Source organism: Paraburkholderia sp. 35.1 (assembly GCF_050436525.1).
Classification (GTDB): domain Bacteria; phylum Pseudomonadota; class Gammaproteobacteria; order Burkholderiales; family Burkholderiaceae; genus Paraburkholderia; species Paraburkholderia tuberum.
Window position 1 is genome coordinate 250,494 of record NZ_JBNDMJ010000003.1, and the last position, 22,161, is coordinate 272,654.

The following is a 22,161-nucleotide window of genomic DNA, read 5'->3' on the forward strand; positions in this document are numbered from 1 at the left end:
GCGCGGCGAGGGTCAACTCGTGCGCGGCCTTGCGGCGCTGCCGACCGCGGCGAGGTCTTGCCTCGCCGCGGGTCCAAACGGTACGGCGGTGAAGCTTGGATAACGCTTATTGTTGCTTTGCAGCAGCGACCTGGGCGGCCACTTCCGCTGCGAAGTCGTCCTGCTTCTTCTCGATGCCTTCGCCGACCACGAACAGCGCGAACTTCTGCACGCTCGAGTTGCCCGCCTTCAGCATCTGCTCGATCGTCTGCTTGTCGTTCTTCACGAACGTCTGATTCAGCAGCGACACTTCCTTCAGGTACTTCTGCACGGTGCCGTCGACCATCTTCGCGACGATTTCAGCCGGCTTGCCCGATTCGGCGGCCTTCTGTTCAGCGATGCTGCGTTCCTTGGCGATCAGGTCCGCCGGCACGTCGTCCGACGACAGTGAGACCGGCTTCATCGCGGCGATGTGCATCGCCACGTCCTTGCCGACCTGTTCGTCCGCGCCGGTGTACTCGACCAGCACGCCGATGCGCGTGCCGTGCAGGTACGCCGCCAGCTTGTTCGCGGTGTCGAAGCGCACGAAACGGCGGATCGACAGGTTTTCGCCGATCTTGCCGACCAGCGCGAGGCGCACTGCGTCGACGGTTTGGCCGTCGAGCGGCAGGGCTGACAGCGCCGCGACGTCAGCCGGGTTTTGCGTCGCGACGAGTTCGGCGATCTTCTTCGAGAACGCGAGGAAGTCGTCGTTCTTCGAGACGAAGTCGGTTTCGCAGTTCAGCTCGACGAGCGAACCTGCGTTGCCGTTGATGAACGATGCGACGACGCCTTCGGCCGTCACGCGCGATGCCGCCTTGCTCGCCTTGTTGCCGAGCTTCACGCGCAGCAGTTCTTCAGCGCGCGCCAGATCGCCGTCGGCTTCCGTCAGCGCCTTCTTGCATTCCATCATCGGCGCGTCGGTCTTCGCGCGCAGTTCTGCAACCATGCTTGCGGTAATTGCCGCCATCATTTGCTCCTTGAGTTCTGTCTGTCACACGCCGCCCGCATTTCGATGCCGGCGGCAGGAATTCGTTTCAGCGTTTTCGCGCATTTTTTGCGAGCGACGCACCTCGCGTCGCCTCGAGCACTCTGCCAGATGCCCGTTACAACAACTGTCATAGACGTCGCGACTTAAAAAAAGGGGGCCTGTAGAAAGCCCCCTTTTATGCCGGACACTGGGCAGCCTTACGCTTCCGGGTTGACCTCGACGAACTCGTCGCCGTCGCCGCCACGCGCAGCCTGGACCACTTCGTTGACCGCGTTGGCACGGCCTTCGAGGATCGCATCGGCCACGCCAGCCGCGTACAGGGCGACGGCCTTGCTGGCGTCGTCGTTACCCGGGATCACGTAGTCCACACCTTCCGGCGAGTGGTTCGTATCGACCACGGCGATGACCGGAATGCCGAGCTTGTTTGCTTCGGTCACGGCAATCTTGTGGTAGCCGACGTCAACCACGAAGATCGCGTCCGGAATGCCGCCCATGTCCTTCACGCCGCCGATCGACTTCTGCAGCTTGGCCATTTCACGTTCGAACAGAAGCGCTTCCTTCTTGCTCATGCGCTCGGTTTCACCGGCTTCCAGCGCCGCTTCCATATCCTTCAGGCGCTTGATCGAAACCTTCAGCGTCTTGAAGTTGGTCAGCATGCCGCCGAGCCAGCGCGCGTTCACGAACGGCATACCAGCGCGCTGCGCTTCCTGGGCGATCGTGTCACGCGATTGACGCTTCGTACCGACGAACAGGATCGTGCCGCGGTTCGATGCCAGCTGACGCGCGTACTTCAGCGCGTCGTTGTACATCGGCAGCGTCTTTTCGAGGTTGATGATGTGAATCTTGTTGCGATGACCGAAAATGAACGGGGCCATCTTCGGGTTCCAGAAGCGGGTCTGGTGACCGAAGTGGACACCTGCTTCCAGCATTTGACGCATCGTAACTGCCATGAAATTCTCCACGAGGGTTGGGTCTTAAACCGGCTGCCGTATCGGCCGCGCCCGCCTCTACCTTGGCTGGAACGCGACGACACCCTGGGTGCGCCGGCTTGCGAATTGGTTGCCTGACACGACTTTCTCTCCACTCACGACACCCAACAACCGGGGTGCCGCGAGAAGCCGCTCCGCCCAGCTGCCATGCGCGAATTTGCGGACTCGCGAATAAAAGCGGACTAGGACCGACTTAGCCAAACAGTATAGCATGCGTCGACCGACTGACTCAACCGGCCCGACCACCGGCCGATGGTCCTACGCACGGGACCGCGCCGCCGGGCCCGAAGCCCGGCCTGGCGTCCTTTGGGCCGCCAATTTGCCGATTCTGGTCGCTTTTAGCCCATTGCCGCCCGATCCAGCGCAACGACCCGGCCCCCACTGCTGTAAAATGGCTCGATTCCGCCACGCGCGGGGGGCGTTAAGGATCGACCGGCATTCCGTGCCCGGCAGACGCCCCTCCGCCCGGCCACCGCAACACCCAGCAAGCCTTATCCAGCAAGGCTTCCGAGGAAACCATGGCTATCACCATCAAAAACGAAGACGATATCGCGAAGATGCGCGTCGCCTGCCGGCTCGCGAGCGAAGTGCTCGACTACATCACGCCGTTCGTCAAGGCCGGCGTCACCACTGGCGAGCTCGACCGTCTGTGTCACGAATACATGCTGAAGGACCAGGGCACGGTCCCCGCGCCGCTGAATTACCAGCCGCCCGGCTACCCGCCCTACCCGAAAGCCACCTGCATTTCCGTCAACGACGTGATCTGCCACGGCATACCGGGCGACAAGGCGCTCAAAACCGGCGACGCGCTGAACATCGACATCACCGTGATCAAGGACGGCTATTTCGGCGACACGAGCCGCATGTTCATCGTCGGCGAAGGGTCGATCATGGCAAAGCGCCTCGTGCAAGCTACTTTCGAATGCATGTGGCTCGGCATCGACCAGGTGCGACCCGGCGCGCATCTCGGCGACATCGGCTATGCGATCCAGAAGCACGCCGAAGGCCTCGGCTACAGCGTGGTGCGCGAATATTGCGGACACGGCATCGGCACCGTATTCCACGAAGATCCGCAGATCCTGCACTACGGTCGCCCCGGCACCGGGTTCGAACTGCAGGCCGGCATGATCTTCACGATCGAGCCGATGATCAACGCGGGCCGCCGTGACATCCGCACGATGCCCGACCAGTGGACCGTCAAGACCAAGGATCGCAGCCTGTCCGCGCAGTGGGAACACACGGTGCTCGTCACCGAGACCGGCCACGACGTGCTGACCGTGTCGGCCGGCACGCCGGCGCGTCCGCCCGTGGTCGCGGCCACGGCCTGACCGATTCCGACCACACCGCCTTCCTGCCAATGAGTAGCGTTCCAGCCGTCGCCCCCTCCCATGCCTCGTCGCTCAAGGCGGATTACAAAGTGGCCAAAGCCCAGTTGCTGGAACGCTTCCGAACGGCCACCAACGTCGACGCGTTGATGGCCGCCCTCGCGCGGGCCACGGACCATTCGCTGCGCGCCGCCTGGGACACCTGCGAGCTGCCCGACGACCTCGCGCTGGTCGCGGTTGGCGGCTATGGGCGCGGCGAACTCGCGCCGCACTCCGACATCGACATCCTGGTGCTGTTGCCCGACGCGCGGCTCGAGCATCTGGACGCGCGCATCGAGCGCTTCATCAGTCTCGCGTGGGATCTCGGGCTGGAACTCGGCAGCAGCGTGCGCAGCGTGTCGCAATGCATCGAGGAAGCGGCCAACGACGTCACGGTGCGTACCTCGCTGCTGGAAGCGCGCCGCATCACCGGCAGCACCGCACTGTTCGACGATTTTGCCCGGCGCTACCGTGCGGCGCTCGACCCGAAGGCGTTCTTCCAGGCGAAGGTGCTCGAAATGCGCCAGCGTCACGCGAAGTTTCAGGACACGCCCTACGCGCTCGAGCCGAACATCAAGGAAAGCCCGGGCGGGCTGCGCGACCTGCAGCTGATCCTGTGGATCACACAGGCGGCCGGCTTCGGCAGCAGCTGGCGCGAACTCGAAGCACGCGGACTCATCACCGAGCGCGAGGCGCGCGAGCTGCGCCACAACGAAGGCTTCCTGAAGTCGCTGCGTGCGCGGCTGCACGTGATCGCCGGGCGCCGCCAGGACATCCTGGTGTTCGACCTGCAGACGCCGGTCGCGGAAAGCTTCGGCCTCAAGCCGACCGCGACCAAGCGCGCGAGCGAGCAGCTGATGCGCCGCTACTACTGGGCCGCGAAAGCGGTCACGCAACTCGCGACGATCCTGATCCAGAACATCGAGGCGCAGCTGTTTCCGAGCACGAGCGGCATCACGCGCGTGCTGTCGGATCGCTTCGTCGAAAAGCAGGGCATGCTCGAAATCGCCTCCGACGACGTGTTCCAGCGCGAGCCGAATGCGATCCTCGAGGCGTTCCTGCTATACCAGCGCACCCCCGGCGTGAAGGGACTGTCGGCGCGCACGCTGCGCGCGATCTACAACGCCCGCGACGTGATGGACCAGCACTGGCGGCGCGATCCGGAAAATCGCCGGCTCTTCATGGAAATCCTGAAGCAGCCGGCCGGTATCACGCATGCGTTCCGGTTGATGAACCAGACGAGCGTGCTCGGGCGTTATCTGCTGAATTTCCGGCGCATCGTCGGGCAGATGCAGCACGACCTGTACCACGTGTTCACGGTCGATCAGCACATCCTGATGGTGCTGCGCAATCTGCGCCGCTTCGCGGTCGCCGAGCATGCGCACGAATACCCGTTCTGCAGCCAGTTGATCGTCAACTTCGACCGGCCGTGGGTGCTGTACGTGGCCGCGCTGTTTCATGACATCGCGAAGGGTCGCGGCGGCGATCATTCCACGCTGGGCATGGCCGACGCACGGCGCTTCTGCCGCCAGCACGGCATCGAAGGCGAGGATGGCGAGCTGGTCGTGTGGCTCGTGCAGCAGCATCTGACGATGAGCCAGGTCGCGCAGAAGCAGGACACGAGCGACCCTGAAGTGATCAAGCGCTTCGCCGAGCTGGTCGGCACCGAGCGCCGCCTGACCGCGCTCTATCTGCTGACCGTCGCCGACATCCGCGGCACCAGCCCGAAGGTCTGGAACACGTGGAAAGGCAAGCTGCTCGAAGACCTCTACCGCACCACGCTCGCCGTGCTTGGCGGTGCCCAGCCGGACGAGCATTCCGAGCTGAAGTCGCGCAAGGAAGAGGCGCTCGCGCTGCTGCGTCTCGAAACCGTGCCGGAAGGCGCGCAACGGGCGCTGTGGGACAAGCTGGACGTCGGCTATTTCCTGCGTCACGACGCGGCGGACATCGCGTGGCAGACGCGCGTGCTGTACCGCCACGTAGAAACGCCGACGCCGCTCGTACGCGCGCGGCCGTCGCCGATCGGCGAGGCGCTGCAGGTGCTCGTCTACGTGAAGGACCAGCCCGATCTGTTCGCGGGCATCTGCGCGTATTTCGACCGCAACGGCCTGTCGGTGCTCGATGCGCGCGTCAGTACGACGCGTCACGGCTACGCGCTCGACAACTTCCTCGTCGCGCACACCGAAGAGGACGTGCACTATCGCGACATCGCCAATCTGGTCGAGCAGGAGCTGACCGCGCGCCTCGGGGGCCACGGCACCTTGCTGCCGGGACCGTCGAAAGGCCGGCTGTCACGGCTATCGCGCACCTTCCCCATTACGCCGCGCGTCGACCTGCGGGCCGATGAGCGCGGCCAATACTACATCCTGTCCGTGTCGGCGAACGACCGGCCGGGCCTTCTTTATTCGATCGCGCGCGTGCTGGCTGAGCACCGGGTCGGCGTCGCCTCGGCGCGGATCAATACGCTCGGCGAACGCGTCGAGGACGTGTTTCTGCTCGAAGGACACAGCCTGTCGGACAACCGCCTGCAAATTCAGGTCGAGACCGAACTACTGCGCGCGATCGCAATGTGAGATTTCATGCGAATCAAATTAACAGCGAAGCATCCGCGGCCGGCGGCGTCCGAACGCGCCCCTGTCCGCCCCGGCAGCGCGTCGGCGCGTAAGCCGACCCGTCCAGCGCGGCCGAAGCCATTCGAGGCCGAGGCCGGCGCGAAGCGCGAAGGCGCGGCATCGACGGGTGGTGGCGCGAAGCGGCCGGTCGGTGCGAAGCCGGCGGGCGCCGGTGCACGCGCGCCGCGTGCCGAAGGGTCGGGCGTGCGCGAACGGGGCACGGCTGCCGCGGGCGCAACGCGCCGCTTCGAAGGTGCGGCTCAGCGAGGCGAGCGCGGAGAACGCGCGCCGCGTCGTTTTGAGGGCGGCGCCGAGCGTGGCGAACGGGCGCCTCGGCGCGAATTCGCCGAACGGACTGAACGCGCGCCGCGTGGTTTCGAAGGCAACGCTGAGCGTGGTGAACGCGGGCCTCGGCGCGATTTCGGCGAACGGACTGAACGCGCGCCGCGTCGTCTCGAAGGCAGCGCTGAGCGTGGTGAACGCGCTCCTCGACGCGAATTCGGCGAACGGACTGAACGCGCGCCGCGTCGTTTCGAAGGCAGCGCTGAGCGTGGTGAACGCGCTCCTCGACGCGAATTCGGCGAACGGACTGAACGCGCGCCGCGTCGTTTCGAAGGCAGCGCTGAGCGTGGTGAACGCGCTCCTCGACGCGAATTCGGCGAACGGACTGAACGCGCGCCGCGTCGTTTCGAAGGCAGCGCTGAGCGTGGCGAACGCGCTCCTCGGCGCGAATTCGGCGAACGGACTGAACGCGCGCCGCGTCGTTTCGAAGGCAGCGCTGAGCGTGGCGAACGCGCTCCTCGGCGCGAATTCGGCGAGCGTGCAGAACGCGCACCCCGTCGTTTCGAGGGCAATGCGGAGCGCGGCGAGCGCGCACCGCGCAGTTTTGGTGAGCGCGCACCGGGCCGCGACGCCGGCGAACGCCGTCCGTTCAGCGGTCCGCGTCCAGGCACAGGCAGGCCGTCGGAAGGCGGCGCGCGTGGCGATCGTCCGGTGCGCCGGGAGCGCGAGGCCGCCGACCGTCCGCGCTTCGGTAGCGATCGCGGTGAGCCGCAGGAGCGTCGCAGTGGCGATCGAGGCGCGCGCAGCGACAGCACCTCGCGCCGCTTCGAAAGCGAGCGTGGCGAGCGCAGCTTCGCGAAGCCGGCGAAAGGCGGCTACGGCGAACGCACCGAGCGTCGCGAGCGCCCTGCGCGCGGCTTCGACGACACGTTGCCGGCCGCGAACCGCCGCTTCGGCGACGACCGACCAGCCCGCGCCGCCAAGCCGCGAGCCTCGGCATCAGCAACCGCCCGCCCCGTCGACACCACCATCGACACCCCGCACCCGCCCCGCCGCGATCGCGAAGACGCGCCGGGCATGCTGCGTCTGTCGAAGCTGATGTCCAAGCTCGGCCTGTGCTCGCGTCGCGAGGCCGACGAATGGATCGAGAAAGGCTGGGTCATGGTCGACGGCGAGCGCATCGATACGCTCGGCACGAAGGTGTTCCCGGATCAGCGCATCGACATCGACCCGGCCGCCGAAGCCTTTCAGTCGAGCCAGGTGACCGTGATCGTTCACAAGCCGGTCGGGCTCGTGTCGGGCCAGGCGGAGGACGGCTATCAGCCGGCCATCACGCTCGTCACGCCGGAGAATCGCTGGGAAGGCGACCGTTCGGGGATCCCCTTCTCGGCGTCGCATCTGCGCCAGCTCGCGCCGGCCGGGCGTCTCGACATCGATTCGACGGGCCTGCTCGTGCTGACGCAGGACGGCCGCATCGCGAAGCAACTGATCGGCGGTCACTCGGACGTGGACAAGGAGTATCTGGTGCGCGTCGCCTACGGCGATCACACGGTCGACGTCGAAAGCCATTTCCCGGCCGAAAAACTCGCGCTGCTGCGCCACGGCCTGTCGCTCGACGACGTCGCGCTGAAGCCCGCGCAGGTCAGCTGGCAGAACGGCGAGCAGCTGCGTTTCGTGCTGCGCGAAGGCAAGAAGCGTCAGATTCGCCGCATGTGCGAACTGGTCGGTCTCGAGGTGGTGGGCCTGAAGCGCGTGCGCATAGGCCAGGTGATGCTCGGCGCGCTGCCGCCGGGACAGTGGCGCTACCTGTCGGAAGACGAGTCGTTCTGAGGTCCGTCCAATGCGCCTCCTTGCTGAGAGCGGGCGCATCGGCACAACAAAAAACCCACGCACTTTGGCGTGGGTTTTTTGTTGGCGGCAGCCGTGTCAGTCGTCGCTATTCGTATCGAGATCCGGGAACAGGACCTCCGTAAAGCCGAACTTCGAGAAATCGGTAATCCGCATCGGATACAGCTTGCCGATCAGATGATCGCATTCGTGCTGCACAACCCGCGCGTGAAAACCCTCGGCGACCCGGTCGATCGGATTGCCGAACTGGTCGAAGCCGTGATAACGGATCATCGAAAACCGGCTCACCACGCCGCGCAGCCCCGGCACCGACAGGCAACCTTCCCAGCTTTCTTCCATGTCCTGCGAGACCGGCGTGACGGTCGGGTTGATCAGCACCGTTTCGGGCACCGGCGGCGCGTCCGGATAGCGCTCGTTCGAACCGAAGCCGAAGATCACCACCTGCAGATCGACGCCGATCTGCGGCGCGGCGAGACCCGCGCCGTTCGCCGCGTGCATGGTCTCGAACATGTCTTCCACGAGCCGGTGCAGCTCGGGCGTGTCGAAGTGATCGACCGGCTCGGCGATTCGCAGCAGGCGCGGATCGCCCATCTTCAGAATGTCGTGAATCATCAGTGCCCCTCCAGGAGCTTGCGCATACCATCTTCGTCGAGTACGGGGATGCCGAGTTCCTCGGCCTTCGAAAGTTTGCTGCCCGCGTCGGCCCCCGCCACCACGTAACTGGTTTTCTTCGATACCGACCCCGCCACCTTCGCGCCGGCCGCCTCGAGCATTTCCTTCGCGTCCTCGCGCGACAGGTTTGGCAGCGTACCGGTCAGCACGACCGTCTGCCCAGCCAGCACGCCCTGCGGCGCCTTCGGCGCTGGCGGCCCCTCGGGCCACGTGACCTTGCCCGGCGCGCGCAGCTGTTCGATCACCGTGCGGTTGTGGTCCTCGACGAAGAACTGGTGGATCGATTCGGCGACGACCGGCCCCACGTCGTTGACTTCGAGCAGCTCCTCCAGCGACGCATCCATGATCGGATCGAGCGAGCCGAAGTGCTTCGCGAGATCCTTCGCGGTCGATTCGCCGACATGGCGAATCCCCAATGCGTAGATAAAGCGCGCGAGCGACGTGTGCCTGGCCTTGTCGAGCGAGTCGAGCAGGTTCTGCGCGGACTTTTCGGCGAAGCGGTCGAGTTCCGCGAGCGTCGTGAAGCCGAGATTGAACAGATCGGCCGGCGTGCGCACCAGGTTCTGTTCGACCAGTTGATCGATGATCTTTTCGCCGAGGCCGTCGATATCGAGCGCACGCCGCTGCGCGAAGTGCCACAGCGCCTGCTTGCGCTGCGCCGGACAGAAGAGCCCGCCCGTGCAGCGCGCGATCGCCTCGTCGGGCAGCCGCTCGATCGCCGAACCGCACACCGGGCACTGCGTCGGCATCACGAACTCGCGCGCGTCGGCCGGACGACGCTCGAGCAGCGCGCTGACCACCTCCGGAATCACGTCGCCGGCGCGCCGCACGATCACCGTGTCGCCGATGCGGATGTCCTTGCGGCGCACTTCATCCTCGTTGTGCAAGGTCGCGTTCGTGACCGTCGCGCCGCCGACGAACACCGGTTCCAGCCGCGCGACCGGCGTGATCGCGCCGGTGCGGCCGACCTGCACGTCGATCGCGACCAGCTTCGTCAACGCTTCCTGCGCGGGGAATTTGTGCGCGAGCGCGAAGCGCGGCGCGCGCGACACGAAACCGAGCGCATCCTGCTCGTCGCGCCGGTTGACCTTGTAGACCACGCCGTCGATGTCGTAGGGGAGCCTGTCGCGCTTCTCGCCGACCGCGTGGAAGAAGCCGAGCAGGCCTTCGGCGCCCTGCACGACCGCGCGCTCGCCATTGACCGGCAAGCCCATCTCCTTGTACCAGTCGAGCAGTTCGCTATGGGTGGCCGGCATCTCGATGCCTTCGAGCACGCCGATGCCATACGCGAAAAACGACAGCGGCCGCTGCGCGGTGATCTTCGAATCGAGCTGCCGCAAGCTGCCCGCCGCCGCGTTGCGCGGGTTCGCGAATTCGCGTTGTTCGGCGGTGCGCTGGCGTTCGTTCAGGCGCTCGAAATCGCGCTTGAACATCAGCACTTCGCCGCGCACGTCGAGCACGCGCGGCACGCGCTTACCCTTCAGCTTCAACGGAATCGAGCGGATCGTGCGGACGTTTTCGGTGACGTTCTCGCCGGTTGTGCCGTCACCGCGCGTGGAAGCCTGCACGAACACGCCGTCGACGTAGCGCAGCGAGATCGCGAGGCCGTCGAATTTCAGCTCGGCCGCGTAGTCGACGGGAACCGGCGGCTCGCTCGCGTTGTTGCCGAGCGCGTCGCCGATGCGCTTGTCGAACGCGACGATGTCTTCGTCGGCGAAACCGTTGTTCAACGACAGCATCGGCAGATCGTGCACGACCGCCTCGAAACCGCTCGCGGCCTCGCCGCCGACGCGCTGCGTCGGCGAATCCGGCACGATCAGATCGGGATGCTCGGCCTCGATGCGCTCCAGCTCCTTGAACAGCTTGTCGTACTCGGCGTCCGGCAGGTCCGGTTGATCGAGCACGTAATACGCGTAGTTCGCGCGTTCGAGTTCCGCGCGCAACCACACGGCCCGCTCGGCCAGAGCGCTGGTTGCGGAAGGAGGGACGGAGGATCGGGCCATGCTGTCGGAAGCTTCTCGAGAAGAAAGTCGGACATCGGATTATCGCAGGAAGCGTGCCCCTTTACATCGCTGAATCGGGGCGGGCCGCGCTACGACGCAAGCCGGAAACGACGACGGCCGCACATCGTGCGGCCGTCGTCAAAACGCGTAGAACGCTGCAAAAGGCTTACTGGCTGAACAGGCGCCGCGTGGCCGGCGAACCCGCCGGAATACCCGCCTGTTCGAGCTTCGCGTACAGCGTCATCAACTGTTTTTCGATCGCGAGCAGCGCGCTTTCCGGCAGCGGGCGGCGACCGTCGTCGACCACGCGTCCGCCGATGCGCTCGGCCAGCGACTTCGCGTAATCGCACATCAGCCGGAACGGCAGGATGTCTTCGTCGGCGACCGGCACGTCGAGCACCAGCGTGATCATCTCGCCGCCTTTGTACGTGAGGTCGTCGCGCAGGAAGTTGGTGTCGCCGAACTGCAGCATGAACACCGGGCTTTGCCGCGAGTCGAGCTTGACGAAGCGCGTGCCGTCGCGCGACAGCAGCAGACCGTCCTGCGATGCGACCGCCTGCACGTAGTTGGCCGACCACGGCGCGCCGTCCGACAGCACGTTGATCGACAACTGCGCGTCGCACTGGGCGGCAAAGCCGTCGAGCTCGCGCGCCATCGCGACGGTTTCGAGCATGTCGGGGAATTCCGGCGCCGCGTCGAGCGCATCGGCGAACTGCTGTACGCCGGTCACGAACTCGGAAAATTCGAGCTCGTTCAGCGCGCCGCTACGGTTCGCGAGCTGAGCGGCCGCGCGCAGCTCTTCATAGCGCGTGCCGTTCTGCAGCAGCTCCCACGCGCCGCCGCCTTCGGGTTTGCCTTCGATGTGCACGGGCTTGCTGCCCGCCCGACGCAAGCGCTGCGCAAGCGGAAGCACCTTGTCGCCGGCCACGGGGCCGTTCAGCCGGATCGGCACGATACAGTCGATGCGTCGATCGACGATCGCGGGCGGCGCCGACGAAATCGTCGTGGCGGCCGGCAGGATCGGTTCGACCCGCTCGTGCCCGGCGGACGCGGGCTGGGCCGCGGGCGCTTCGGCGGTGGGCCGCTTCGCGTGCGCGCCCGGCGCCGCCGCAGGTTCGCCTTCGCCCACGGTATCGGCGTCCGCCGCTGGATAACCGTTCGGCGACGTCATCTCGGCCTGGATATCGGCCGGTGTATCGAGCGGTGCGGCGCCCGCGCCGAACGTCGGCTCGACGCGCGCCGCGGTCCGGTCCGCGGCCGCCTCGGCGCTCACGCTCGGCTCGCGCCGCGCGGTCGGCCGGGCCGGCTCGATGAACGGGCTCTGCTCCTCATGCTCGTCCCGCGCAAAGTTCTCGGCAGTGTCGGCCGGCATCGGCCGCGGCATCTTGCGGCGCACCTTCGCGCCCTGCCACGCGTTGTACACGACCACGCCCCCCACCACCACGGCACCCGCGCCGATCAAACCGAGTGTCAACTCGTCCATGCATGCTCCATCAGCAATTCTTCTATCCGCGCGGGCCTGTCGTCCGCTCCACGTACCGCGCGGCGCTCATCGAGGCCGCTGCGCTGGATGCGGATGCCCGCGAAGGCGTTAACTCAAACGATATTCTGGGCGAAACCCGCCGCCGTTTCCATGTCGACCGCGACGATCCGCGAGACGCCCTGCTCCTGCATCGTCACGCCGATCAGCTGCTGCGCCATCTCCATCGCGATCTTGTTGTGCGAAATGAACAGGAACTGGGTTTTGTCGGACATCGCCCGTACCAGATTCGCGAAACGCTCGGTGTTGGCGTCGTCGAGCGGTGCGTCCACTTCGTCGAGCAGACAGAACGGCGCGGGATTCAGCTGGAACATCGCGAACACGAGCGCGGTCGCGGTCAGCGCTTTCTCGCCGCCCGACAGCAGGTGAATCGTCGAATTCTTCTTGCCCGGCGGTTGCGCCATCACCTGCACGCCGGCGTCGAGAATTTCGTCGCCGGTCATGATCAGCTTCGCCTGGCCGCCGCCAAAGAGACGCGGGAACAGCTCGCCGAAATGGCGGTTCACTTCGTCGAACGTGCTTTGCAGCAGCGTGCGCGTTTCGGCGTCGATCTTGCGAATCGCGTCTTCGAGCGTTTCGATCGCGCTCGTCAGGTCGGCCGACTGCGAATCGAGGAAGCTTTTGCGCTCGGTCGCGGCCTTCAGCTCGTCGAGCGCGGCCATGTTAACCGGCCCGAGCGCGGCGATCGCGTTGTTGATGCGCGTGACCTCGCCCTGCAGGTACGACGGCTTCATGTCCGCCGTCAGCTTGGCTTGCAGTTCGGCTTCATCGACACCGGCCGCGGCCAGCTGCTCGACGAACTGCTCGCCGCTGATGCGCGCGGCCTGCTCCTTCAACTGCAATTCGTTGATGCGGTCGCGCAGCGGCTGCAGGGCGCGCTCGGCGGTGAGGCGCGTTTCGTCGGCCGAGCGCAGCTTCGCGGTCAGGTCGTCGAGCTCGACGCGCGCGGCGCGCAGCGCCTCTTCTTTCACGGCGCGGATGTCGAGCGCGTCCTGCAGCCCGGTGTGCGCGGTCTGCTCGTTGATCGTTTCCAGTTCGGCGCGCGCGTCTTCGAGCGCGCCCGCGACGCGCTCGCTCTGCTCGTGCGCGACCTGGATGCTGCGCTTCAATTCGTCGATGCGGTTCGCCATGTTGCGCGCGGCGAAGCGCGCGTCGGTGGCGGCGCGGTCGAGCTCGCGTGCTTCGCCGCGGGCGGTCGTCAGTTCTTCGTCGAGCGCTTCGAACGCGAGCTGGTGATCTTCGAAGCGCGCCTGCAGTTCGGCGAGCTCGCCGTCGTGACGCTCGAAGTTCGCTTCCGACTCGGCGCGCAGCGCCCGCTGCTCGTCGATCTGCGCGGCGATCTCTTCGAGTTCCTCGCGAATCTGCGTGCTGCGCTGCGTGTAGCGTTCGTGTGCCTGGGTGAGCCTCAGCACGTCCATCTGCAACGCGTGCACCCGCTGCGTCGCGCGTTCGGCCTGCTGGCGCAGCTCGGCGAGCGCCTGCGCGGCTTGCGTGTGCGCGGCTTCGGCGCGGATCGCGGCGGCCTTCGCCTCGTCGGCGAGCAATGCCTGTGCGCGCACCTGGCGGCCGAGGTTTTCGATTTCCTGCTGACGCGCGAGCATGCCGGCCTGTTCGGAATCGGCCGCATACAGCTGTACGCCGACGCGCGTGACCACGTGCCCCGCCTTGACGACGAACGCGCCGCCCTCGGGCAGCTGCGCGCGCATCGAAAGCGCCTGCTGCAGATCGTCGGCGACGAACGCGAGGCCGAGCCAGTCGGTCAGCACCGCGCGGATACCCGCGTCCTCGATGCGCACGAGCGACAGCAGCGAGCGCAGCGCGCCCGCCGCCGGGGCAGGCTGACCAGCCGCGGGCGGCGCGTAGAACGCGAGCTTGGCCGGTGGCGCGTCGGTTGCGAACGCCTTGACCCAGTCGAGATTCGACACTTCGAGCGCGGCGAGGCGCTCGCGCAGCACCGCTTCGAGCGCGGTTTCCCAACCGGCCTCGACATGCAGTTTCTTCCACAAACGCGGCAGGCTGCCCAGCTCGTGCTTGTCGAGCCACGGCTGGATCTTGCCTTCGGTCTGAACGTTTTCCTGCAACTGCCTGAGCGCGGCGAGGCGCGCGTCGAGCTGATGGATCTGCGCGCTTTCGGCCTGCACGCGCTCCTGCGCGGCGCGGCGTTCACCGTCGAGCCGCGGCAGTGTTTCCTGCGCGTCGGCGAGGCGGCTCTGCGCGTCGTGAAGGATTTCCTCGTGCTCGGCGAGCTGCATGCGCAATTCCTCGAGTTGCGCCTCGTCGGGCGCGTCGAGGCCACCCTCTTCCGATTTCAGCCGCTCATGGCGCTGCTGCAGCTGCTGCAACTGCTGATCGGCATTGCGCTGATGCGCGGCTTCGAGCTTCAGCGCCTGCTCGGTCTGCGCGATGCCGCCGCGCTCGGTGTTCAGCTCCGCCTGAGCGTCGCGCCAGCGCGCTTCGAGGGCGGGCAGCGCATCGTGCTTCGCGGCGGCGTCCTGTTCGGCGAGCACGGCTTTTTCTTCAGCGACGGCCAGTTGCTCTTCAGCGTCGGCGATATCGTCCTGCGCCTTGTCGGCCTGCGATTGCCACTGCTCGCGCTGCGCGGTCAGCGCGGCGATCTGCGCCTGCACGCGGTTGCGCGATTCGACGATGAAGCGGATCTCGGCTTCCAGCCGGCTCACTTCCGCGTTCGCCTCGTACAGCGCGCCCTGCGCGCCTTGCATCGCGTCGCTCGCCGAATAGTGCGCGACGCGCAGCGTTTCGAGTTCCGCCTCGACTTCGCGCAGCTTCGCGGTTTGCGCCTCGAGGTCGATCTGCGCCTGCTCGATCGCGCGTTGCTGGCGCTGCTGCTCGCCGGCCGCCTCGTTCTTGCGCAGCAACCACAGCAGACGCTGCTTTTCCTCGCCGTCGCTTTGCAGCTCGCGATAACGGGTCGCGACGACCGCCTGCCCCTCGAGCTTCTCGAGATTCGTGCCGAGCTCGCGGACGATGTCCTCGACGCGCGTCAGGTTCTCGCGCGTGTCGTGCAGACGGTTTTCGGTCTCGCGGCGGCGCTCCTTGTACTTCGACACGCCGGCGGCTTCTTCGAGGAACACGCGCAGCTCTTCGGGCTTCGCCTCGATCAGCCGCGCGATCATGCCCTGCCCGATGATCGCGTACGCACGCGGCCCGAGGCCGGTGCCGAGGAAGATGTCCTGGATGTCGCGGCGCCGCGCCGGCAGATTGTTGATGTAGTAGCTCGACGTGCCGTCGCGCGTCAGCACGCGCTTCACGGCGATCTCCGCATACTGGCCCCACTGGCCGGCGGCGCGGCCGTCCGCGTTGTCGAACACGAGTTCGACGCTCGCGCGGCTGCCGGGCTTGCGGGCGGTCGAGCCGTTGAAGATCACGTCCTGCATCGACTCGCCGCGCAATTCAGAGGCGCGCGATTCGCCGAGCACCCAGCGCACGGCGTCGATGATGTTGGATTTGCCGCACCCGTTCGGACCGACCACGCCAACCAACTGGCCTGGGACCTGGAAATGCGTGGGATCGACGAAGGATTTGAAACCAGCGAGTTTGATCGAGGTGAGCCGCACGGCGATTTCGCTGTTTGAAAAGAGAGAATGATAGGTGGCTCGCGAGGTTGCGCCAGTCGTTCACCGCCGTAGCGGGACGGCCCCGCGCAACCTCGCGAGCCTTCGCAATTTGGTTGCCGGCTGCATGCGCTCATGCATATCTGAGGCACGCACAGGTACGCATGCGCCGGCTAATGAGGGGGAATCATACCATCGCGCGTGGACGATTCTTACCGCCCTTTCGGCGGTCGTCACTGTCGCCGTCAGGGCCGTGTTCGTCACCGCGATGGTCGCCGCGTTTGCTACCGCATTGACCACCGCGTCCATCGTCGCCGCCGGGCCCCTCCGTGTCCCCGATGGCGGGATCGGGCGGCGCCAATTTCGTCCGATGCACCCAGCTCGACAAGGCCGACGCGAGCACGATGCACGCGCCGCCGGCCCATTCGCGCGGGCCCGGTACTTCGCCGGCGAACAGCCACGCCGACAGCGCCGTCACGACGAGTTCGAACAGCATGATGATCGACGCGCGATTGGCCCGCACGCGCGCGAGCCCGTATTGCACGAGCATGTTGTTCGACGCGAGCAGCAGACCGAGACCGAGCACCAGCAGCGCCGCCGTGCCCAGATGCGCGCCGACGGGCGGCGCGGGCATCGGCTCGAACAGCGACGCGAGCGCGCCGAACAGCGCCGCGCCGCCGAAGATCACCGCGGTGCGCATTTCGGGCTTCATGTCCGGCAGCACGCGGCTCGTCTTCAGGATCAGCACGTTGCTCATCGCGAAGCCCATGCCGCCGGCGAGCCCGGCCCATTCGGCGGGATTGCCGGGTACCGGAATGCCGAGACGCGGCGACCATAGCATCGTCATCGCGCCCGCGAGCGACAGCGCGGCCAGCGCCGCGCCCGACCACGTGAGCCGCTCGTGCAGGATGAAATGCGCGAACAGCGCGGTCCACGCGGGCGTCAGATAGAACAGCAGCAGCACGCGCATCACCTGACCGTGGATCGCGCCCCACACGAAGCCGAGATTCGTGACGCCCGCGGCGAGCGCGAGCGCCGGCAGCAGCCAGTGCCACCGCACGGTCTTCAGCGCGCCATTCCGCACGAGCAGCACGAACAGGCAGCCGGTGCCGCTCGTGAGCGCGCTCGCGGCGGTGCCGGTCACCCCGAGCGCGGCCAGCATCCGCAGCGGATACCAGACCATCCCCCAGACCGACGCGCCCAGCATGATCGCGAGCGTCGGCCAGCCGTTGCGAAGCCAGTTGGTCATGGGGCGGGACTCCGACGGGCGTCGTGGGCGGGTCGTATGAGGGTCCAGCCGGCCGTCTCCTGAACTGCTGCGTACATTGCTGCTCCTGCGTATTCTTTTACGCGAACCGGGGCGGATTCGCGCCGTTCCCGCCGCGGCGCCCCGGTTGTGCCGCCTCGCGGATTGCTCCCGCGCCGCGCGCCAGGCTCCCGCCTGGTCCGCGGGCGCGCCACGCTATAATCGTCCGTTCGCCGCCGCCCGCCGGCGCGCGTGTCCGGTTGTCCCGCCATTCGTCCGCGTCCATCCCGATCAGGCCATTTCGTCCGTGAATCCGCTACTCGACTCCCTTCAGCCCTATCCGTTCGAAAAGCTGCGCCTGCTTTTCAAGGACGTCACGCCGCCGGCCGGCCTTGCGCACATCAGCTTCGGCATCGGCGAGCCGAAACATCCAACCCCGCCGCTGATCCGCGACGCCGTCATCGATTCGCTCGGCGCCCTCGCCGCGTACCCGGCCACGCTCGGCTCGGCGCCGCTGCGCGAGTCGATCGCGAAATGGATCGCGCAACGCTACGACCTGCCGCCGCTCGATCCGCTGACCGAGGTGCTGCCGGTGGCGGGCTCGCGCGAGGCGCTGTTCGCGCTCGCGCAGACGGTGCTCAATCCGCGCCGCGATGCTGACGGCGAGCCTGCGATCGTACTCTGTCCGAACCCGTTCTACCAAATCTACGAAGGCGCGGCGCTGCTCGGCGGCGCGCAGCCGTACTTCGTCAACAGCGACCCGGCGCGCAACTTCGCGTGCGACTACTCGGCGGTGCCCGCCGACGTCTGGGCCCGCACGCAACTGCTGTACGTCTGCTCGCCGGGCAACCCGACCGGAGCCGTGCTCACGCTCGACGACTGGCGCGAGCTGTTCGCGCTATCGGACCGCTACGGCTTCGTGATCGCGTCGGACGAGTGCTACTCGGAAATCTATTTCGACGAGTCGAAGCCGCCGCTCGGCGGACTGGAAGCGGCGCACAAGCTCGGACGCGGTTTCGAGCGCCTCGTGATGCTGTCGAGCCTGTCGAAGCGCTCGAACGTGCCGGGCATGCGCTCGGGCTTCGTCGCCGGCGACGCCGCGATTCTCAAGGCGTTCCTGCTGTACCGCACGTACCACGGCACGGCGCTCTCGACCGTGTTCCAGAGCGCGAGCGTGGTCGCATGGAGCGACGAGACACACGTGCGCGAGAACCGCGCGAAGTACCTGCGGAAGTTCGCGACCGTCACGCCGATGCTCGCCGACGTGCTCGACGTGCGGCTGCCCGACGCCGCGTTCTACCTGTGGGCCAACGTCGAGCGCACCGGCCTCACGGACACCGAGTTCGCCCAGCGCCTCTACGCCGACTATAATGTGACGGTTCTGCCGGGCTCGTTCCTCGCGCGCACCGCGCACGGCGTGAACCCCGGCCGCAATTTCGTGCGCCTCGCGCTCGTCGCCGACGTCGACGAATGCACGGCGGGCGCGCAGCGGATCGTCGAATTCTGCCGCTCGCTCAGTGTCAACTGAGTGCAGCCTGAGCCTCGCTCGAGCTACACGGCATCCCCTTCTTCAGACTTCAACCCTTCAGATAATCACGCATATGTCGCAACAACTTCAGAGCATCATCGATACCGCCTGGGACAATCGCGCCGAACTGTCGCCGAAGGCCGCGCCGGCAGAAGTGCGCGAAGCCGTCGCCCACGCGATCGAGCAACTCGATAAGGGCGCGCTGCGCGTCGCCGAAAAGAAGGACGGCGACTGGGTCGTCAACCAGTGGCTGAAGAAGGCCGTGCTGCTGTCGTTCCGTCTGGAAGACAACGCGCCGATGCCGGCCGGCGGCTACAGCCAGTTCTACGACAAGGTGCCGTCGAAGTTCGCGAACTACACCGCTGAAGACTTCGCCGCCGGCGGCTTCCGCGTGGTGCCGCCCGCGATCGCGCGCCGCGGCTCGTTCATCGCGAAGAACGTCGTGCTGATGCCGTCGTACACCAACATCGGCGCGTACGTCGACGAAGGCACGATGGTCGACACGTGGGCCACCGTCGGCTCGTGCGCACAGATCGGCAAGAACGTGCACCTGTCGGGCGGCGTCGGCATCGGCGGCGTGCTGGAGCCGCTGCAGGCCAACCCGGTCATCATCGAAGACAACTGCTTCATCGGCGCGCGCTCGGAAGTCGTCGAAGGCGTGATCGTCGAGGAAAACTCGGTGATCTCGATGGGCGTGTACCTCGGCCAGAGCACCAGGATTTACGACCGCGAAACCGGCGCGGTCACGTACGGCCGCATTCCGGCGGGATCGGTCGTGGTGGCGGGCAACCTGCCGTCGAAGGACGGCACGCACAGCCTGTACTGCGCGGTCATCGTCAAGAAGGTCGACGCGAAGACGCGCGCGAAGGTCGGCCTGAACGAGTTGCTGCGAGGCGATTGATGGCGCGCGGCACCAAAACCGTCGTCTACGGCATTCCGAACTGCGACACCGTGAAGAAGGCCCGTGTGTGGCTCGAAGAGCACGGCGTCGAGTTCGAGTTCCACGACTTCAAGAAGGCCGGCGTGACCGAGCCGCTCGTGCAGGACTGGCTCAAGGACGTCAAGCTCGAGGCGCTGCTGAACCGCCGCGGCACGACGTGGCGCGCTCTGTCCGACGACATGAAGGCGGCCGCGGAAACGCAGCCGGGCGCGATCGCGCTGATGATCCACAAGCCGTCGGTGATCAAGCGGCCGGTGCTGGTCGTGAACGGGCGGGTGAAGTCGCTCGGCTTTTCGGCGGACGAGTACGCGGCGCTGTTTGTCTGAGCGCGGCGCTGAAGCGCCAGGCTCGAGCACGAGGTAGTCGAACGCGCGGCCTCGCGCCGCGTCGTTCAAAGGCTGTTGCCGGCTGCGGTGCCTCACCGCGAGCCGGCATTTTTTCATTTCAAAAGTGGCTTGTACTGAATCCATGTCCGGCACCCTCGCCCTTACCGAACAACTGATCGCGCGCGCGTCCGTCACGCCCGACGATCAGCATTGCCAACGTCTCCTGATCGAGCGCCTCGCCGCGCTCGGCTTCGAGCACGAGACGATCGAATCCAACGGCGTGACCAACCTGTGGGCCGTCAAACGCGGCGTCGACGGCACGCAAGGCAAGCTGCTCGCGTTCGCCGGCCACACCGACGTGGTACCGACCGGCCCGCTCGAACAGTGGCGCTCGGCGCCGTTCGAGCCGACCCACCGCGACGGCAAGCTGTACGGCCGCGGCGCGGCGGACATGAAGGCGTCGATCGCCGGCTTCGTCGTCGCGAGCGAGGAGTTCGTCGCCGCGCACCCCGCGCACCGCGGCTCGATCGCATTCCTGATCACGAGCGACGAGGAAGGCCCCGCCACCGACGGCACCGTCAAGGTCGTCGAAGCATTGCAGCAGCGCGGTGAGCGCATGGACTACTGCATCGTCGGCGAGCCGACCTCGAGCGAGCGTTTCGGCGACATGGTCAAGAACGGCCGGCGCGGCTCGATGTCGGGCAAGCTGATCGTCAAGGGCGTGCAGGGCCATATCGCCTACCCGCATCTGGCGAAGAATCCGGTGCACCTGCTGGCGCCAGCGCTCGCCGAACTCGTGGCCGAGCGCTGGGACGAAGGCAACGAATATTTCCCGCCGACCACCTGGCAGGTGTCGAACCTCCACAGCGGCGCCGGCGCGACCAACGTGATCCCCGGCCACGCGGACGTGATGTTCAACTTCCGCTTCTCGACCGCGAGCACCGTCGAAGGACTGCAAAAGCGCGTGCATGCGATTCTCGACAAACACGGCCTCGAATACGAACTGCAATGGACCGTGAGCGGCCTGCCATTTCTCACCCCGAGCGGCGAGCTGTCGAGCGCGCTCGCGCAGGCGATCAAGGACGAAACCGGCGTGGACACCGAACTGTCGACCACCGGCGGCACCTCGGACGGCCGCTTCATCGCGCGCATCTGCAAGCAGGTGATCGAGTTCGGTCCGCTGAACGCGAGCATCCACAAGATCGACGAACATATCGAAGTCGCCCATATCGAGCCGCTGAAGAACGTGTATCGCCGCGTGCTCGAACAACTGATCGCGTAACCTGGAACTTTGCGATGACGCTTCCTTTTTGCACCGTCCGCGACCTGCTGCGTTATGCAGTGTCGCGTTTTAGCGAGGCCAAACTGTCGTTCGGCCACGGCTCGGCCAATGCCTACGACGAAGCCGCCTATCTGATCCTGCACACGCTGCATTTGCCGCTCGACCTGCTCGAACCGTTTCTCGACGCGCGCCTGACCACGGCCGAAATCGAGGCGGTGCTGAAAGTGATCGAGCGACGCGCCGCCGAACGCGTGCCGGCCGCGTACATCACGCAGGAAGCGTGGATGCACGGCTATCGCTTTTACGTCGACGAGCGTGTGATCGTGCCGCGCTCGTTCATCGGCGAGCTGCTGCAGGACGGCCTGCAGCCGTACGTCGAGGACCCCGAGCAGGTCGGCGCGGTGCTCGAACTGTGCACCGGCTCCGGGTGCCTCGCGATCCTCGCCGCGCACGCGTTCCCGAACGCCGACGTCGACGCGGTCGATCTGTCCGCGCCCGCGCTCGAAGTCGCGACGCGCAATGTGCTGGACTACCACCTCGACGAGCGCATCGCGCTGTTCGAAGGCGATCTGTATGCGCCGCTCGCCGAGCGCCGCTACGATGTGATCATCAGCAATCCGCCGTACGTGAACGCCACGTCGATGCAGGAGCTGCCGGCCGAATACAAGCACGAGCCGGAGATGGCGCTCGCCGGTGGCGCCGACGGCATGGACATCGTGCGCCGGATCATTGCCGACGCGCGCAACTGGCTGACCGAAGACGGCGTGCTCGTCATCGAGATCGGCAACGAACGCGAGCACGTCGAAGCCGCGTTCGGCGGTCTCGACCTCGTGTGGCTGTCGACCAGCGCCGGCGACGACAACGTGTTTCTGATCCAGGCCAGCGACTTGCCGGTCTGAGTCCGGCATGCTGACCGTTTGATCGTCGTTTCAAGCGCGTTTCTCAGGC

At 66.5% G+C, this 22,161-nt stretch carries 15 protein-coding genes; 8 read left to right on the forward strand and 7 right to left on the reverse strand.

Annotation, left to right across the window (positions count from 1 at the left end; genetic code table 11):
• Positions 1-106: 106 nt before the first annotated feature.
• Both tsf and rpsB read right to left on the reverse strand, forming a co-directional pair.
• Positions 107-988 carry a translation elongation factor Ts gene (tsf, locus tag OKW27_RS21165; protein ID WP_090800589.1) on the reverse strand — a complete coding sequence of 294 codons (882 nt, stop codon included), beginning with the start codon at positions 986-988 and terminating at the stop codon, positions 107-109.
• 218 nt (positions 989-1,206) lie between these two features.
• Entirely contained in the window at positions 1,207-1,959 is a 753-nt protein-coding gene (gene rpsB, locus OKW27_RS21170) for a 30S ribosomal protein S2 (RefSeq protein WP_013089705.1), read from the reverse strand.
• Positions 1,960-2,516: 557 nt separating this feature from the next.
• Between rpsB and map the strand changes: the two genes are divergently transcribed.
• From map to OKW27_RS21185, 3 genes are read left to right on the forward strand one after another with little or no spacing between them, the layout of a single operon-like run.
• Positions 2,517-3,326, forward strand: a complete 810-nt coding sequence (map, locus tag OKW27_RS21175; protein WP_184056903.1) for a type I methionyl aminopeptidase — start codon at positions 2,517-2,519, stop codon at positions 3,324-3,326.
• A gap of 29 nt (positions 3,327-3,355) precedes the next feature.
• Positions 3,356-5,935, forward strand: a complete 2,580-nt coding sequence (locus tag OKW27_RS21180; protein WP_429334769.1) for a [protein-PII] uridylyltransferase — start codon at positions 3,356-3,358, stop codon at positions 5,933-5,935.
• A gap of 6 nt (positions 5,936-5,941) precedes the next feature.
• Positions 5,942-8,086 (forward strand): pseudouridine synthase, encoded by a 2,145-nt coding sequence (locus OKW27_RS21185; protein ID WP_429334770.1) that lies wholly within the window; start codon positions 5,942-5,944, stop codon positions 8,084-8,086.
• Between the two features lie 96 nt (positions 8,087-8,182).
• Here OKW27_RS21185 and def read toward each other — a convergent pair whose 3' ends face one another.
• The 5 genes from def to OKW27_RS21210 all read right to left on the reverse strand — a co-directional run bounded on the left by def (position 8,183) and on the right by OKW27_RS21210 (position 17,140).
• Entirely contained in the window at positions 8,183-8,716 is a 534-nt protein-coding gene (def, locus tag OKW27_RS21190) for a peptide deformylase (protein WP_090800596.1), read from the reverse strand.
• A complete protein-coding gene (gene ligA / locus OKW27_RS21195) occupies positions 8,716-10,779 on the reverse strand; it encodes an NAD-dependent DNA ligase LigA (protein ID WP_429334771.1) in 2,064 nt (687 codons plus the stop codon). The genes def and ligA overlap by 1 nt, the downstream gene beginning before the upstream one ends.
• 166 nt (positions 10,780-10,945) lie before the next feature.
• Positions 10,946-12,262: a cell division protein ZipA C-terminal FtsZ-binding domain-containing protein gene (locus OKW27_RS21200; protein ID WP_090800599.1), complete on the reverse strand. Its 1,317-nt coding sequence runs from the start codon at positions 12,260-12,262 to the stop codon at positions 10,946-10,948.
• 113 nt (positions 12,263-12,375) lie between these two features.
• Positions 12,376-15,894, reverse strand: a complete 3,519-nt coding sequence (gene smc / locus OKW27_RS21205; protein WP_429334772.1) for a chromosome segregation protein SMC — start codon at positions 15,892-15,894, stop codon at positions 12,376-12,378.
• Between the two features lie 184 nt (positions 15,895-16,078).
• The gene (locus OKW27_RS21210) at positions 16,079-17,140 is read right to left on the reverse strand and encodes a DMT family transporter (RefSeq protein ID WP_429334773.1); all 1,062 of its coding nucleotides are present in this window, start codon (positions 17,138-17,140) and stop codon (positions 16,079-16,081) included.
• Between the two features lie 304 nt (positions 17,141-17,444).
• On the opposite strand from OKW27_RS21210, the gene dapC reads away from it, so the two are divergent.
• From dapC to prmB, 5 genes are all read left to right on the forward strand, one after another.
• Positions 17,445-18,665 carry a succinyldiaminopimelate transaminase gene (gene dapC / locus OKW27_RS21215; RefSeq protein ID WP_429334774.1) on the forward strand — a complete coding sequence of 407 codons (1,221 nt, stop codon included), beginning with the start codon at positions 17,445-17,447 and terminating at the stop codon, positions 18,663-18,665.
• Between the two features lie 73 nt (positions 18,666-18,738).
• A complete protein-coding gene (dapD, locus tag OKW27_RS21220) occupies positions 18,739-19,566 on the forward strand; it encodes a 2,3,4,5-tetrahydropyridine-2,6-dicarboxylate N-succinyltransferase (protein ID WP_184066209.1) in 828 nt (275 codons plus the stop codon).
• Positions 19,566-19,931 (forward strand): ArsC family reductase, encoded by a 366-nt coding sequence (locus tag OKW27_RS21225; RefSeq protein ID WP_090800605.1) that lies wholly within the window; start codon positions 19,566-19,568, stop codon positions 19,929-19,931. Before dapD ends, OKW27_RS21225 begins: the two co-directional genes overlap by 1 nt.
• A 142-nt stretch (positions 19,932-20,073) precedes the next feature.
• Positions 20,074-21,213, forward strand: a complete 1,140-nt coding sequence (gene dapE / locus OKW27_RS21230) for a succinyl-diaminopimelate desuccinylase (RefSeq protein ID WP_090800606.1) — start codon at positions 20,074-20,076, stop codon at positions 21,211-21,213.
• A 14-nt stretch (positions 21,214-21,227) separates the two neighbouring features.
• The gene (prmB, locus tag OKW27_RS21235) at positions 21,228-22,112 is read left to right on the forward strand and encodes a 50S ribosomal protein L3 N(5)-glutamine methyltransferase (RefSeq protein ID WP_090800608.1); all 885 of its coding nucleotides are present in this window, start codon (positions 21,228-21,230) and stop codon (positions 22,110-22,112) included.
• Positions 22,113-22,161 lie beyond the last annotated feature (49 nt).